The sequence below is a fragment of the Rhodococcus sp. OK302 genome (assembly GCF_002245895.1).
Classification (GTDB): domain Bacteria; phylum Actinomycetota; class Actinomycetes; order Mycobacteriales; family Mycobacteriaceae; genus Rhodococcus_F.
This window is the reverse complement of sequence record NZ_NPJZ01000001.1, coordinates 3,487,114-3,501,085: the sequence shown is the minus strand read 5'-3', so window position 1 is coordinate 3,501,085 and position 13,972 is coordinate 3,487,114. Positions and strand designations below refer to the sequence as shown.

Annotated in this window: 17 protein-coding genes; 7 read left to right on the top strand and 10 right to left on the bottom strand. The window is 61.4% G+C overall.

Going from position 1 to position 13,972, the window contains the following annotated elements; all coding sequences use genetic code 11:
* The first annotated feature begins 141 nt into the window (after nt 1-141).
* The 4 genes from gluA (at nt 142) to BDB13_RS15955 (ending at nt 3,423) form a co-directional block, all read left to right on the top strand.
* Nucleotides 142-870, top strand: coding sequence for a glutamate ABC transporter ATP-binding protein GluA (gene gluA, locus BDB13_RS15970; protein ID WP_094274951.1), 729 nt, complete (start codon nt 142-144; stop codon nt 868-870).
* Between the two features lie 42 nt (nt 871-912).
* Nucleotides 913-1,749: a glutamate ABC transporter substrate-binding protein gene (locus BDB13_RS15965; RefSeq protein ID WP_094272505.1), complete on the top strand. Its 837-nt coding sequence runs from the start codon at nt 913-915 to the stop codon at nt 1,747-1,749.
* A 100-nt stretch (nt 1,750-1,849) separates the two neighbouring features.
* Nucleotides 1,850-2,530, top strand: coding sequence for an amino acid ABC transporter permease (locus BDB13_RS15960; RefSeq protein WP_094272504.1), 681 nt, complete (start codon nt 1,850-1,852; stop codon nt 2,528-2,530).
* Nucleotides 2,527-3,423, top strand: coding sequence for an amino acid ABC transporter permease (locus tag BDB13_RS15955; RefSeq protein WP_094272503.1), 897 nt, complete (start codon nt 2,527-2,529; stop codon nt 3,421-3,423). Before BDB13_RS15960 ends, BDB13_RS15955 begins: the two co-directional genes overlap by 4 nt.
* 81 nt (nt 3,424-3,504) lie before the next feature.
* Here the strand turns inward: BDB13_RS15955 and recX are convergent, their stop codons facing one another.
* The 8 genes from recX to BDB13_RS32100 form a co-directional block, all read right to left on the bottom strand.
* Nucleotides 3,505-4,137 carry a recombination regulator RecX gene (gene recX, locus BDB13_RS15950; protein WP_094272502.1) on the bottom strand — a complete coding sequence of 211 codons (633 nt, stop codon included), beginning with the start codon at nt 4,135-4,137 and terminating at the stop codon, nt 3,505-3,507.
* Between the two features lie 8 nt (nt 4,138-4,145).
* The gene (gene recA / locus BDB13_RS15945; RefSeq protein ID WP_094274950.1) at nt 4,146-5,183 is read right to left on the bottom strand and encodes a recombinase RecA; all 1,038 of its coding nucleotides are present in this window, start codon (nt 5,181-5,183) and stop codon (nt 4,146-4,148) included.
* 195 nt (nt 5,184-5,378) lie between these two features.
* A complete protein-coding gene (locus BDB13_RS15940) occupies nt 5,379-5,573 on the bottom strand; it encodes a DUF3046 domain-containing protein (RefSeq protein WP_094272501.1) in 195 nt (64 codons plus the stop codon).
* Between the two features lie 45 nt (nt 5,574-5,618).
* Complete coding sequence (locus BDB13_RS15935) at nt 5,619-6,782, bottom strand: glycosyltransferase (protein ID WP_094272500.1); 1,164 nt, start codon at nt 6,780-6,782, stop codon at nt 5,619-5,621.
* 32 nt (nt 6,783-6,814) lie between these two features.
* Complete coding sequence (locus tag BDB13_RS15930) at nt 6,815-8,359, bottom strand: glycerol-3-phosphate dehydrogenase/oxidase (RefSeq protein WP_094272499.1); 1,545 nt, start codon at nt 8,357-8,359, stop codon at nt 6,815-6,817.
* 4 nt (nt 8,360-8,363) lie between these two features.
* Nucleotides 8,364-9,002: a TetR/AcrR family transcriptional regulator gene (locus tag BDB13_RS15925; RefSeq protein WP_094272498.1), complete on the bottom strand. Its 639-nt coding sequence runs from the start codon at nt 9,000-9,002 to the stop codon at nt 8,364-8,366.
* Between the two features lie 50 nt (nt 9,003-9,052).
* Nucleotides 9,053-9,766 (bottom strand): PIG-L deacetylase family protein, encoded by a 714-nt coding sequence (locus BDB13_RS15920; protein ID WP_094272497.1) that lies wholly within the window; start codon nt 9,764-9,766, stop codon nt 9,053-9,055.
* Nucleotides 9,767-9,784: 18 nt separating this feature from the next.
* Nucleotides 9,785-9,961, bottom strand: coding sequence for a hypothetical protein (locus BDB13_RS32100; protein ID WP_169633759.1), 177 nt, complete (start codon nt 9,959-9,961; stop codon nt 9,785-9,787).
* Nucleotides 9,962-10,186: 225 nt separating this feature from the next.
* On the opposite strand from BDB13_RS32100, the gene BDB13_RS15915 reads away from it, so the two are divergent.
* Genes BDB13_RS15915 through BDB13_RS15905 form a run of 3 tightly spaced genes read left to right on the top strand, consistent with a single transcriptional unit; the run spans nt 10,187 to nt 12,072 of the window.
* The gene (locus tag BDB13_RS15915; protein WP_094272496.1) at nt 10,187-10,783 is read left to right on the top strand and encodes a biotin transporter BioY; all 597 of its coding nucleotides are present in this window, start codon (nt 10,187-10,189) and stop codon (nt 10,781-10,783) included.
* 6 nt (nt 10,784-10,789) lie between these two features.
* Nucleotides 10,790-11,470, top strand: a complete 681-nt coding sequence (locus BDB13_RS15910; RefSeq protein WP_094272495.1) for an energy-coupling factor ABC transporter ATP-binding protein — start codon at nt 10,790-10,792, stop codon at nt 11,468-11,470.
* Entirely contained in the window at nt 11,467-12,072 is a 606-nt protein-coding gene (locus tag BDB13_RS15905) for an energy-coupling factor transporter transmembrane component T family protein (protein WP_094272494.1), read from the top strand. Before BDB13_RS15910 ends, BDB13_RS15905 begins: the two co-directional genes overlap by 4 nt.
* A gap of 23 nt (nt 12,073-12,095) precedes the next feature.
* Here the strand turns inward: BDB13_RS15905 and pspM are convergent, their stop codons facing one another.
* Together pspM and BDB13_RS15895 are read right to left on the bottom strand one after the other, a co-directional pair.
* A complete protein-coding gene (pspM, locus tag BDB13_RS15900; protein WP_254922830.1) occupies nt 12,096-12,941 on the bottom strand; it encodes a phage shock envelope stress response protein PspM in 846 nt (281 codons plus the stop codon).
* A gap of 29 nt (nt 12,942-12,970) precedes the next feature.
* Nucleotides 12,971-13,780, bottom strand: coding sequence for a PspA/IM30 family protein (locus tag BDB13_RS15895; RefSeq protein ID WP_094272492.1), 810 nt, complete (start codon nt 13,778-13,780; stop codon nt 12,971-12,973).
* Nucleotides 13,781-13,972 lie beyond the last annotated feature (192 nt).

Here is a 13,972-nt window from a genome sequence, read left to right as displayed (position 1 = left end):
TCACCGTCGTAAATTTTTAATTACTTCTGCTCGGAACCCTCGCCAAATCCGGGGCACAGACGGAAACTACGCCTAAGGTTCTCGAGTATGACCCAAGCCGACGATGCGCAGACGCCGACCACCTCCGGCGATTCCACATCCATGATCTCGATGACCTCGGTGAACAAACACTTCGGGGAACTTCACGTCCTGCAAGAGGTCAATCTGGAGGTACCCAAGGGCCAAGTGGTGATTGTCCTGGGCCCCTCCGGCTCCGGTAAATCGACTCTGTGCCGGACTATCAACCGACTCGAACCCATCGACTCGGGCGTTATCAAGGTCGACGGTCGAACTCTCCCCGAGGAAGGCAAAGCACTCGCAGCGCTTCGGGCCGACGTCGGCATGGTCTTCCAGTCCTTCAACCTCTTCGCCCACAAAACGATCCTCGAGAACGTCATGCTCGCGCCGATCAAGGTTCGCAAGGCCAAGAAGGACGACGCAAAGAAGACCGCGCTTCAGCTGCTCGAGCGCGTCGGCATCGCCAATCAGGCCGACAAGTACCCGGCACAGCTCTCCGGTGGACAGCAACAGCGCGTAGCCATCGCCCGCGCTCTGGCCATGCAACCGAAAGTGATGCTGTTCGACGAGCCCACCTCGGCGCTCGATCCCGAAATGGTCAATGAAGTACTCGACGTCATGACCTCACTCGCCAAGGAGGGCATGACCATGCTCGTGGTCACCCACGAGATGGGCTTTGCACGCAAAGCCGGCGATCGTGTGCTCTTCATGGCCGACGGCCAAATCGTCGAAGACACCACCCCGGCGGAGTTCTTCACCCATCCCAAGTCGGATCGGGCCAAGGACTTCCTCGGCAAGATCCTCGCGCACTGATCCGACCGCACTGTTCATACGTAAACAATTGAGAGGGTCTCCATGAAGATCAATCGTTCCGTCCGGTTCGGAATCGGAATCATGGCCATCGCGTTCGCGGCGACCGCCTGCGGTGGCAGCGAATCAAGCAACACCGTCAGCCAGAACGCCGCCGACGGCAAGCTCACCGTCGGCATCAAGTTCGACCAGCCCGGACTCGGCCTGCGCAACGCAGACGGCACGTTCAGCGGCTTCGACGTAGAGGTTGCCCAGTACGTCGCAAACGAGCTCGGCGTCAAGCCCGAGAACATCACGTTCAAGGAATCACCGTCCGCCCAGCGCGAGACCTTGATCCAGAACGGTGAGGTCGATTACATCGTCGCCACCTACTCCATCACCGACGCTCGCAAGGAAAAGGTCAGCTTCGCCGGACCGTACTTCGTTGCCGGGCAGTCTCTGCTGGTCAAGGCCGACAACACCGACATCACGGGCCCCGAATCACTTAACGGCGGCAAGATCTTGTGCTCGGTAGCAGGCTCCACCCCCGCGCAGAAGGTCAAGGACACCTACGCCAAGGACGTCCAGCTCCAGGAATTCGACACGTACTCGGCGTGCGTCGAAGCACTGCGCAACGGAGCAGTCGACGCCGTCACCACCGACGACATCATCCTGGCCGGCTACGCGGCGCAGTCTCCCGGCGAGTTCCGGATCGCCGGCAAGCCGTTCACGACCGAAAACTACGGAATCGGCTTGGCCAAGGATGATTCCGAGGGACGCGGCAAGATCAACGATGCCATCGAGAAGATGATCTCTTCCGGCGCTTGGGCAGCGGCATTCACCGAAACCGTCGGACCGTCGGGTTACCCGATGCCGACGCCGCCCACCGTCAATCGGTACTGAGCTACCTGAGCAGTCCCCACTCCTGGTGCGGTTTCCTCATCCGGAAACCGCACCAGGGTAAGCACTTTCAACAACGACCCATGAACTGGGGAGACGGTAAGTGAAAATTCTCGACGAATACGGAAGCCAGATCCTCGAAGCGTTCTGGACCACGATCCAGCTCACGATCTTCTCGGCGATCGGCGCATTGATACTCGGCGTGATTATTGCCGCGATGCGAGTGTCGCCCGTGCCTGTCGCCCGATTCCTCGGCACCGCCTATGTCACGATCTTCCGCAATACACCGCTCACACTGATCTTGCTGTTCTGTGTGTTCGGGTTGTCCCAAACGCTCGGAGTGAAGCTCGCGAGTAGCAATTCCTCGACCTTCGTGATCGACAACAACTTTCGCCTCGCGGTTCTGGGTCTGAGCATCTACACGGCATCGTTTGTGTGCGAATCGATCCGCGCCGGAATCAACACTGTCAACGCAGGGCAAGCCGAAGCCGGCCGGTCCCTCGGGTTGACCTTCGTACAGAACCTCCGACTCATCGTTCTTCCCCAGGCATTCCGCGCTGTGATTGCACCACTCGGCAGTGTCTTGATCGCTCTGACCAAGAACTCCACTGTCGCCGCCGTAATCGGCGTGTCCGAAGCATCGAAGTTGATGAAGGAGATCCTTGAAAACGAAGCCGCACTCTTCGTAACCGCAGGAATCTTTGCCGTCGGCTTTGTCATCCTGACCCTGCCGACAGGATTGCTGTTCGGCAAGCTGGCCAAGAAATTCGAGGTGTCACGATGAGCGACCGCGCAACAGTTCTCTACGACGCGCCCGGACCGAAGGCCCGCGTCATCTACCGCCTGATATCGGTCGCGGTGGCAATCGTTGCCCTCGCAGTCGCCTACGTCGTTTACCGGGCCCTCGAGGACAAAGATCAGTTGACCTCGGCCAAGTGGGATCCCTTCCTACAGGCAGACGTCTGGACCACATATCTGCTTCCCGGCATCAAAGGCACATTGGTAGCTGCTGCACTGTCGATCGTCTTTGCGCTGATCCTCGGGGCGATTCTCGGCATCGGACGCTTGTCGGATCATCGCATTGTGCGAATTATCAGCGGTGTCTTCGTCGAACTGTTCCGTGCGATTCCCGTTCTCCTGCTGATGATCTTCATGTACGCCGTTTTTGCCGAATACAAGGTGTTCAAACTCGACCTCCTTGCACTCGCTGCCGTGGTCGTGAGTTTGACGCTCTACAACGGATCGGTGATCGCAGAGATCGTTCGATCGGGAATCAATTCGCTTCCCCGTGGGCAGAGCGAAGCAGCCAAGGCTCTGGGTATGCGTAAGTCGCAGATCATGGCAACAATTCTGCTCCCGCAAGCCGTCACCTCGATGCTTCCGGCACTGATCTCGCAAATGGTTGTGGCGCTCAAGGACTCGGCTCTCGGTTACATCATCGGCTACACCGAACTTGTCCGGCAGTCCACCCAGATCGGTGCTGCGTTCCGGAACTATCTGCCTGCCCTCATCGTGGCGGCAGTCATCATGATCATCCTGAACTCGTCGCTGACATACCTTGCCACCAAGGTCGAAAAGCGCCTGCGCTCCGGAAAGCGAAAAGGCAAGGGCCCGATCGCTGCCCCGATCGCAGCTGTGGGCGTCTCGGTTCCGGGTATGGATCTCACCGAACCCTGACCCCGGGCACTCCCAGAATCACGAGAAGCGGGGTGTGTCACCGAATTCGGTGACACACCCCGCTTCTGTCAATCGGTAGCACTACGAATCTGCAGCTGCTGCCATCTCCGTCTTGACTACCTCGTACGACATACCAGCCGAATACCCTTTGCGTGCAAGCATCGCGACCAGCCGTCGCATCACCTTGTCGCGATCTTCGACCGGCTTGTTGCGCAGCTTCCGTCGCACCAACTCTGCAGCGCGCTCACGCTCATCCGCTGAGTCGATCTGAGAGAGCGCCTCGGACGCAATGTCCTGATCGACGCCTTTGAGCCTGAGTTCGACGGCGAGCGCCTTCTTGCCTTTGCCCGAATAGGTGTGACGTGAGTGCACCCATTGATTCGCGAAGTCGGCGTCGTCGATCAGACCGATTTCTTGCAGTCGGTCGAGTGCGCGAGTGATGATCTCGGTCTCGAACCCTCGACTGATCAACTTCTTTTCCAGCTCGGAACGGCTACGTGCCCGGTCGGTCAGGAGACGTAGGCACGCGTCTTTTGCCTGCGCCTCCGTACCACCTTCGGCGCGCGGTTCACGCTCCCGGCGCTGGCCACTTTCACTACGCTGGCCATCTTCACCGGGCCGGCCACGCTCGCCGCGCCGCCCAGTCTGCGCGGATCGGGAGCGAGAACGTCGATAGCCGGCGTCCTCGCCACCATCACCGTCGATGAAAACCATGGCTGGACTCAGAAGTCAGCAGAAGCTTCATCGGTAGCGGTGACGTCTGCACCGATACCCAGCTTTTCCTTGATCTTCTTCTCGACCTCGTCACAGATATCGGTGTTCTCCAGCAGGAACTTTCGAGCATTTTCCTTGCCCTGACCCAGCTGGTCACCTTCGTAGGTGTACCAGGATCCGGACTTGCGGATAAAGCCGTGCTCGACACCCATGTCGATGAGCGAGCCTTCCTTGCTGATGCCCTGACCGTAAAGAATATCGAACTCGGCCTGCTTGAACGGCGGAGCAACCTTGTTCTTGACTACCTTGACGCGGGTGCGGTTACCGACTGCGTCGGTGCCGTCCTTGAGCGTCTCGATGCGACGAATGTCCAGACGGACCGAAGCGTAGAACTTCAAAGCCTTACCACCGGTGGTGGTTTCAGGCGAACCGAACATCACGCCGATCTTCTCGCGAAGCTGGTTGATGAAGATCACGGTGGTACCCGAGTTGCTCATGGCGCCGGTGATCTTTCGCAGGGCCTGGCTCATCAAACGGGCCTGGAGACCAACGTGGCTGTCGCCCATTTCGCCTTCGATCTCGGCGCGGGGAACAAGTGCGGCCACGGAGTCGATGACGATGATGTCGAGGGCGCCGGAGCGGATCAACATGTCGGTGATCTCGAGTGCCTGCTCACCGGTATCGGGCTGAGAGACCAGGAGCGCGTCGGTATCGACACCCAACTTGGCCGCGTAGTCCGGATCGAGTGCGTGCTCAGCGTCGATGAATGCAGCGATGCCGCCGTTTGCCTGAGCATTGGCAACCGCATGCAGAGCAACAGTGGTTTTACCCGAGGACTCCGGACCGTAGATCTCTACGACGCGTCCGCGAGGCAACCCGCCAATGCCCAGCGCGACATCAAGCGCGATGGAACCGGTGGGGATAACAGCGATGGGCTGACGGACACCTTCACCCAAGCGCATCACCGAACCCTTGCCGAAGTTCTTGTCGATCTGCGCCAACGCGAGGTCGAGCGCCTTGTCCCGATCAGGTGCCTGTGGTGCCATCGTGATCCCCATCCTTAAAAGTCAGTCTCAGTGGTGTTGCGATCAGAGTAGAACCGGCCACCGACAAACTTTGCGCTCGTCGTTCCGGCCTACCGAAATCCTGCAATCGCGGAAGCGGCAGTTACCACTGAACACAGTCAGCATAGACGAACATTTGTTCGAACAACAGGGAAGGCTCGAACAACGCCGAAGAATCTAGCGACGGGAGAGCGGAACATCGAAGTCGGCGCACAACGCTCGCCATACCTCACGAGGGTCCCAGCCGGCCTCGAGCGCCGCCTCCGCAGTCTGCCCACCCACACTCGTCATTACATGGTCGACCAGCATCGAGTCGCCTCGTACCTGCCCGAACTCTTCGCGTACCAGTTCATGAAATTCGGTCAATCGCACAGTCGCAACGGTAGTGCACGCAGAGCGCTTCGCGCACCAGAGCGATCAGGCCGGGACTCCCCCGGCAACAACCTCTCGGCACACAGCCACCGGGTCACGCACGTCGGATGCAGTCTTTGCCGCAGCACGGGCCGCGTCGGCGAAGCTACTGTCCGCCAGGACCCGCAGGACCGCGTCCCTGATCGACCCGGCATCAGCGGGCCGCACGATGACCGCACTGCCGCCCCGAGCGGCGCGATTCGCCAACTCCCACTGATCGCCGCCGCCGGGAACGATCACCGTCGGCACCCCGGCCAGCATGGCTTTTGCCAGCATTCCGTGGCCTCCCCCACACACCAGGACCGACGCATCGCGGAGCATCACGTCCTGACGGCCGAGTCCGGCCCGAACCCACTCCGGATGCTGCCCGTCCGAGCCTTCCAGTACCGATGCGATCAACCGCACACCGGCACCTTCCAGACCGTCGACGGCGGCCTCGAGCATTCCCACCGCGCCGGTGTGCGCCGTTGACGGTGCCACCATGACCAGCGGGTCCGAGCCCATCGACGGCTCCAGAACCTCCTCGGTCGGTTCCCACAACAACGGGCCGACCAGATGGGCGTGTTCCGGCCAGTCCGGACGCGGAACTTCCAGCGCGGGGATTGTAGCGATCAACCGTGCGGCAGGGCCCGGATCAACTGCCGGAAGCCCCACGCTGACGCGCGCTTCGGAACGCTGCGCGAGTCCTTGCTTGATCGAGCGACCCGTCGCAGCCCTCATCAAGGTATCGCGCAGTCGACCACGAAGTCCGATGCCCGGCGCGAGCCCACTACCGATGGGAGGCAAACCCCGAGACGGCGAATACAACGGATGCGGGGACAGCTCGACCCACGGAATCCCCAACTGCTCAGCAGCCAATCCGCCTCCGGCAGTGAGGATGTCGGAGACGACAAGGTCAGCCGAGACGTCTCTCAGGTCTGGTAGCAGTTCCGTCGAGATATACGCGGCCCGCCCGTGGATCCGAGCGCCCGCATCGAGGTCGTCGTCACCGGGCCGAGGCGCCAAACCCTTGAGTGGCTCGGTTTCCACTCCCGCCGCTCTCGCGGCATCCACCCATCGAGAACCGGTGAACAGAATCGGCTCGTCGCCGGCTGCGATCAACGCCAGCGACAACGCGATTGCGGGAAAAGCATGACCCGGGTCCGGCCCGGCAACTACGGCTACACGCACTCGGACAGCGTGTCACACGCCGCAGAGACCGGTCATACCGCCCGGATTGCTTTCTCCGCCGCCGGCAAGGCACGCTCACGATCGGAAGCCACCAAACCGATACGCGTCCGGCGGTCCAGAATGTCGTCCACGTCGAGTGCACCTTCATGGGACACCGCAAAAGCGAGTTCCGCGGCGCAGACGTCCAAGCCTGCCACAGCATCAAGCCCCTGATCGCCTGTCGCCAACACTGTCTCGGCCTCGGTGCCGTATCGCGCGACAAGTGAAGCCGGAGCTGCAATCTTGTTCAATTCCGCCCGAGTCGCGGCACCCACGAGAGGCAGGTTCCGGGTTCGACAGGCGATTGCATTCAGCCCGCCCGCCTCGACGGCACAGTCGACGGCGTCCTGCGCCATCCGGCGGTAGGTGGTGAGCTTGCCGCCGACCACCGTGATCAGCCCACTCCCCGACCGGACCACCGCATGATTACGCGAGAGATCTGCGGTTGATCCGTCGCCGGTATCGAGCAACGGTCGCAACCCGGCAAACGTGCCCAGAATATCGGCACGCGTCAGCGGCACTTCCAGAGCCGTATTCACCGTCTCGAGGAGGAAATCGATTTCGGACTCGGATGCGATCGGGACATCAGGGACGGGACCGGGCGCAGCCTCATCGGTCAAACCGAGATAGACACGACCGAGTTGCGCGGGCAAGGCAAAGACAAAGCGATTGGTTTCACCGGGAATCGGAACAGTCAGTGCCGCAGTGGGATTGCCCAGAGACTTCGCGTCGAGCACCAAGTGTGTGCCGCGACTGGGGCGCAACGTGATGCTGGAATCCACCTGATCCGCCCACACACCCGTTGCATTGATCACGGTACGCGCGCGCAAGAGGAACTCGGTGCCGGTCAACTCGTCCCGCAGAGTCGCGGACGTACCGGATACGTCGTACGCCCCGACGCGAGTCAATATTCGTGCCCCGTGCAGAGCGGCGGTGCGGGCGATGTTCACCACAAGGCGGGCGTCGTCGATCAGCTGGCCGTCGTATGCCGTGAGAGCGCCGCGCAGATTCTCACGTCGTACACCCGGCACCAATTCCTGGGCCCGGGACGCACTGACGGTGCGCGAACGAGGCAACACCGACGACGGCGTCCGCGCACTGGCCCGCAGGACGTCGCCGGCGAGAAATCCGGTGCGCACCAATGACTTTCCGAAGAATGATGTCTGCGGCAGAAGCGGAACAAGTTGCGGCATGGCACGCACGAGATGCGGCGCCGTCTTCGTCATCAGAATTCCGCGTTCCACCGCACTCTCACGGGCGATACCGACATTTCCTGACGCCAGGTACCGAAGACCACCGTGCGCGAGTTTGGAACTCCAGCGACTGGTACCGAATGCCAGATCATGCTTGTCCACCAGAGCGACACTGAGTCCGCGCGTCACGGCGTCCAATGCCACTCCGACACCGGTGATCCCACCGCCGATCACCAACACGTCCACGGAATCACCGTGCGCAAGTTCATTCAACTCTCGCGTCCGTCGGGCAGCGTTGAGAGCCGAGGATCCCGACTCGGGCGTGGTTCGCTCGTAATTCACCATGCTCCTAGTGCCCCGATCCGGCGACGGGTGTCAGATATGCCGATATCGCACTGCGCATGTGCTCGACCGCTGCAGTACGTGAAAGTTGGCCCTCCATGGTCGGCGCCGAAATTACGACGGACTGCGCGATCAGCAACGTCATCGCCGCGATCTCGCCGACATTTCCGTCGCGAATCGATCCGTCCCGCTGACCGGCGGCAACGACGGCAGTGAGCAATTCGAGAATCGACCGCTGGCTGGCACCGAGGCGGTCGACGATATAGGTAGTCAACAACTCCTGGTCGGCAACACGAATCTTGACGAACAGCGGATGGTCCCGAATCTGGGACACGACATCGACCACAGCCGCGACCAACTGAGACCGGGCGCTGCCGGTGTCGATCATCTCGGGGAGGGCTGCGCGGATCTCACGGGTGAGCAAATCTGCGACGACAGCGCGCGTATCGGGCCACCTCCGGTAGACCGTAGGCCTACTGACACCGGCGCGGCGGGAGATCTCGGCCAACGTCGTCCGCTGCATACCGAAATCGAGCACGCACGAGCGCGCGGCATCAAGAATCAGATCATCGATCTCGCGACTGGAAGTGCGCTGACCGTCGCCCTGTCGCTCAAGGATACGGTCATCTGCGTTACGGATTGCCATCGTCTGTAACACGGTACCGGACTCCCCGGATAAAGCGCACCGGACGCGTGTCAGAAATAGTACAACTCGAACCCGACCGCTCGGGTCGCGTCGAAACCCGGTTTGGGCCCCGACACCATGTCGATCTGGGCCTGGGCTTGTTCCCGAACCGGCGTGTCGCTGAGTGCGGCCAGATACCGAGCGTGTTCCGCCAGCGAATCCACCGCCCGGTCCACTGTGTCCGTGACGTCGACGCAATGAGTCGGCGTCATCGAATTGACCGCCACCCACCGCACTCCGGTCCACGGCGCCAGTCCGGCGGCCGACAGTTCCGGGAAGATCCACTCATTGGCCGCGTCGGAGGTGGCATCGAGGACACTGATCCCCAGGGCGCGATGATCAGCGCTGTTGAGATATCCCGGGCCCCAGGTAAACGAGAAATTCATGGTGACGACCAACTCCGGGCGATGCCGGCGAATCGCCGCCGCCAATGTCGAACGCAATTCCAGGCCCTCGGTCAATCGACCGTCCGGAAGTCCGAGGAACTCGACCTCCGCAACTCCGACCACTGCAGCCGACCGACGCTCTTCTTCTTCGCGGATCGGTCCGGACTCTGCCGGCGCGAGTCCTGCAATGCCTGCTTCTCCACTGGTCGCCAGGACGTACCGGATGTCCTTGCCCTGGTCCGTCCACCGCGCCACAGCAGCGGCGGCTCCGTACTCGATGTCGTCGGGATGCGCCACGATGACCACGGCGCGGTGCCAGTCCTCCGGGAAAAGCTCCATACCGACCTATCTTGCCTGTCACATACGCGAAGCGGGTGAATTCTCGTCATTGCCTGACATCGCCTTGACGAGAAAATAGATCCCGAAGCCCACAGCGCCGATGACCAGCACCCAGAACAAGCCCTTGATCAACGTTCCGACCACTGCGAGCGCAACCCACACCAGCACAACTGCCAACACGATCTTCCAAAACATGATCTACCTCCGCTTGCCGTATCTCGGACCCATGTGCTGAAGTCCGTGAGACCAGCCTGACACGTTCGAGCCGACAAAGCAGCAGCTCACCGGCAAGATCAGGAAAAGATCAGGGTTCACCCCGAGTCACCACCAGCAGACTGGGCATGCGTCTAACCCGGCGTCTGGACCCGCTGACGTAAACTCGCGAAGTTCCATCCAGTAGGCCTAAGGAGCACGTCCGCAGTGTCAACCACTCGTTTCCCTGCCCGCGATCTCGCACACGTCGCTGTCTTCGCAGCGCTCATCATCGCGTTGGGCCTGCCTGGCGCCATCAATATCGGAATCTCCGGAGTGCCGATCACCCTTCAATCACTGGGCGTGATGATGGCCGGCGCACTCCTCGGCCCACGCAAGGCAGTGCTCGCAGTCCTCACCGTGATCGCCTTGGGTCTGGTCGGATTGCCGGTCCTCGCCGGCGGGCGTACCGCGCTGGTGTCGCTGTCGAGTCCCACCGCCGGGTTCTTGATCGGCTGGATACCCGCCGCATTCCTCATCGGCTGGCTGACAACCAAGATGCTTCCGAAGTATCGAATTGTCCCCGGAATCGGAATCAACCTCCTCGGTGGTGTCGTAGTTCTCTACATATTCGGTATCGGCGGAATGATGATTCGCGGACACATGAGTTTCCTCGCCGCGTGGACCGCCAATGCTGCCTTCATCCCTCTGGACGCGGCCAAGGCCGTCGTCACCGCCGTTGTCGCGTCACAGGTTCACCGCGCCTACCCGGCATTGCTGCGTGACACCGTCACGTCACGCTCGAAAACTGCTCTGGCGAACTGAATCTCCATGAGCGAGATCATCTTCGAAGGTGTCGGTCACAGTTTCGGTGAACGCACCGTGCTCGACCGTGTCGATCTGACCCTGACCGAGCAACGCATCGGAATCGTCGGCGCCAACGGAAGCGGAAAATCAACCCTGGCCCGCATGATCAACGGGTTGGTAGTTCCGGCAACGGGTTCGGTGCGTATCGACGGTTTGGATACCGCAAAGAAGGGCCGCGACGTGCGTAAGCGCGTCGGGTTCGTCTTCACCGACCCCAACCATCAGATCGTGATGCCGACGGTCGCCGAAGACATCGAATTCTCGTTGCGCCGCCACGGCCTGAGCAAACCCGAGCGGGCTGCCAAGGTCACGTCAGTTCTGAGCCGTTTCGGCTTGGACGGTCACGCCGACCATCCCACTCACCAACTGTCCGGCGGACAGAAGCAACTTCTTGCACTCGCGGCCATCATGGTCACCGAGCCGAAAGTACTGGTCGCAGACGAGCCCACCACCTTGCTCGATCTCCGCAACTCGCGACTCATCAGCGACGTATTCGCTTCACTCGAGCAGCAATTGATCGTCGTGACCCACCAGCTCGATCTCATCAGTTCGTTCGACCGAGTCCTGGTCATCGATCAAGGACTCGTCGTAGCCGACGGTCCGCCCGCGCATTCCATCGATTTCTACCGTTCCCTCGTCGCATGACCACCCTCGGTCATTACCGCCCGGGAACGTCGATTCTCCATCGGACACGACCCGGACTCAAACTTCTTGCACTCATCCTGGCGATCATTGCCGTCTCGGTATTCGTCCGCGCCCCTTGGCAATTGATTCCGCCCACGCTGATCGTCGTTGCGCTTTACATTGCCGCGCGAATTCCCGTGCGAACTGCGATCACTCAACTGCGCCCCGCACTGTGGATGGTCGTGTTCATCGGCGGATTCCAGATACTGTTCGCCGGCTGGGAACGAGCCGTCCTCATCTGCGGTGTTCTCGTACTCTCGATCGCCCTCGCAGCGCTCATGGGACTGACCACCCGAATCTCGGAAATGCTCGACGCAATTACCGGGTTCCTCATGCCCCTGAGACGATTCGGGGTCAACCCGGAAAGAATCGCACTGCTCCTGGCCATGACGATTCGGTGTATACCGCTGATGTTCGACGTCATCACCCAGGTGTCGGAAGCCCGGAAAGCACGCGGACTCGGCTTCTCGCTCCGCTCATTCGCGGTACCCGTCATCATCGGGACGCTCATGACCGCCGACGCCATGGGTGAAGCTCTCGCTGCTCGCGGCGCCGACGACTGAACGTTCCCGGTTCTCCGCGAACTTCAGCCGTATTTGCGGGTGATCTCGTCAACCTCGCCGATAGCGTCGGCCAGACTGGAGAGTCGCTCCGCAGCCTGGTGGAGCGCCGAAAGTTCACGGTTGAATCCCACCAGCGCCGAAGGCGTGTGCGGAGCTGTGAGGGTGGCTGCCGAGTTGACCAGATCCTCGTATTGATCCAGCCCTGCCTGCAATTCGTGCATCGCACCGTTGACCGTCGGATCGAGCGTTTCGGCAACCTTAGGGGTCGCCTTCGCTGCCCGCTCCATCGCAACGATGTCCGACGACACCGCAAACATCGCTCGTATCGCAGAATCCGCCGTGAGCGTGATCTCGTCCAACTCCGCAGGATCGATGGTGTCGGCGCGTCGGAGTACACCGAGAATCTCGAACAACGACGTCTCGGCACCGACGAGCCTCGACATCGGGATGAAAGCACGCGACGACGACGGTGGCAGGCGTCGACGTATCGGAGCCGACGGCGGCGGTCCCGCGTTCATCGACCGATACCGCCCGAGCGCAACCACGGCCGGGACGGCAAAGAGTGCAGCTCCCCCACCAGCAACAACCATGGACCACTCCGGAGCGGATGCCACGGCAAGACCGGCCGTTCCGATAACTGTGCCGCCGGAAATAAAGCCCCAACGCTGGGCTCGACGCCTCGCACGGCCGCGCTTGCGTTCGAACTTGGCCCGAGGGTCCTGCCAACGCCGCGCGGCCTCCGCAGCGGACAATCCGACTTCCCGGAGCGAATCGGCGGTTCGTCCGAGCGCCCCGAAGGCGCCGTTCACTGAAACAGGGACGGCCGACCGGAACTCTCGCTCAGGTCGGCCACCACGTGAAGAAAACATCAGAACATCAATCGTGTGTTGTTGTCGGTCTACTGCCCGGTCGTGCCGGCTGCGGGAGGCTGCTTTTCGATAGATGTCGGAGCGGGAGTTGCAGCACCACCGGAGGGCAATGCCTCACCCTTCATGGACGCACGGATCTGCTCGAGACGGCTGTGGCCTGCCATCTGCACGCTGGCCTGCTGAACCTCCATCATGCGACCCGACACCGAGTTCTGTGCCAGTTCCGCTGAACCGAGCGCATTTGCGTAGCGACGCTCGATCTTGTCGCGCACGGCGTCGAGGCTGGGGGTGTTACCGGGAGCCGAGAGCGTGCTGTCCATGGAGCGCAGCGACTCGCTGACCCGTTCCTGCATCTTTGCCTGCTCGAGCTGGCTGAGCAGCTTCGTGCGCTCGGCAACCTTGGCCTGCAGTGTCATCGCATTCTGCTCGACGGCCTTCTTGGCCTGCGCAGCAGCCTGCAGCGACTGGTCGTGAAGTGCCTTGAGGTCCTCGACACCTTGCTCGGCGGTCACGAGCTGGGCGGCGAAAGCCTCAGCAGCATTGGTGTACTGGATCGCTTTGTCGTTATCGCCGGCAGCGGCAGCCTGATCCGCGAGGTTGACAGCCTGGCGTGCATTCGCATTGAGCTTCTCGACCTCGTCGAGCTGGCGACTGAGCTTCATCTCGAGTTGACGCTGGTTACCGATCACCGACGCGGCCTGCTGGGACAGCGCCTGGTGCTGACGCTGCGCGTCCTCGATAGCCTGCTGGATCTGAACCTTCGGATCCGCGTTCTCGTCGATCTTCGAGTTGAAGAGCGCCATCAGGTACTTCCAGCCCTTGACGAAAGGATTAGCCATGGGTTTGATCCTGCCTCCATCTGATGCGCCGCGCTCTGCGCGACCCGGTGAGCGACCGTCGCACACCGTAACAAGGGCTGCGCCCCAACTGCCGTGACCTGTAGTGCCGTGACCTGTAGTGCCGTAACCCTGTGATGCCGTAACTCTGAACTTCGTGTCCCCGCCTCGAAAAAACTGGCGGTTACGTACAAA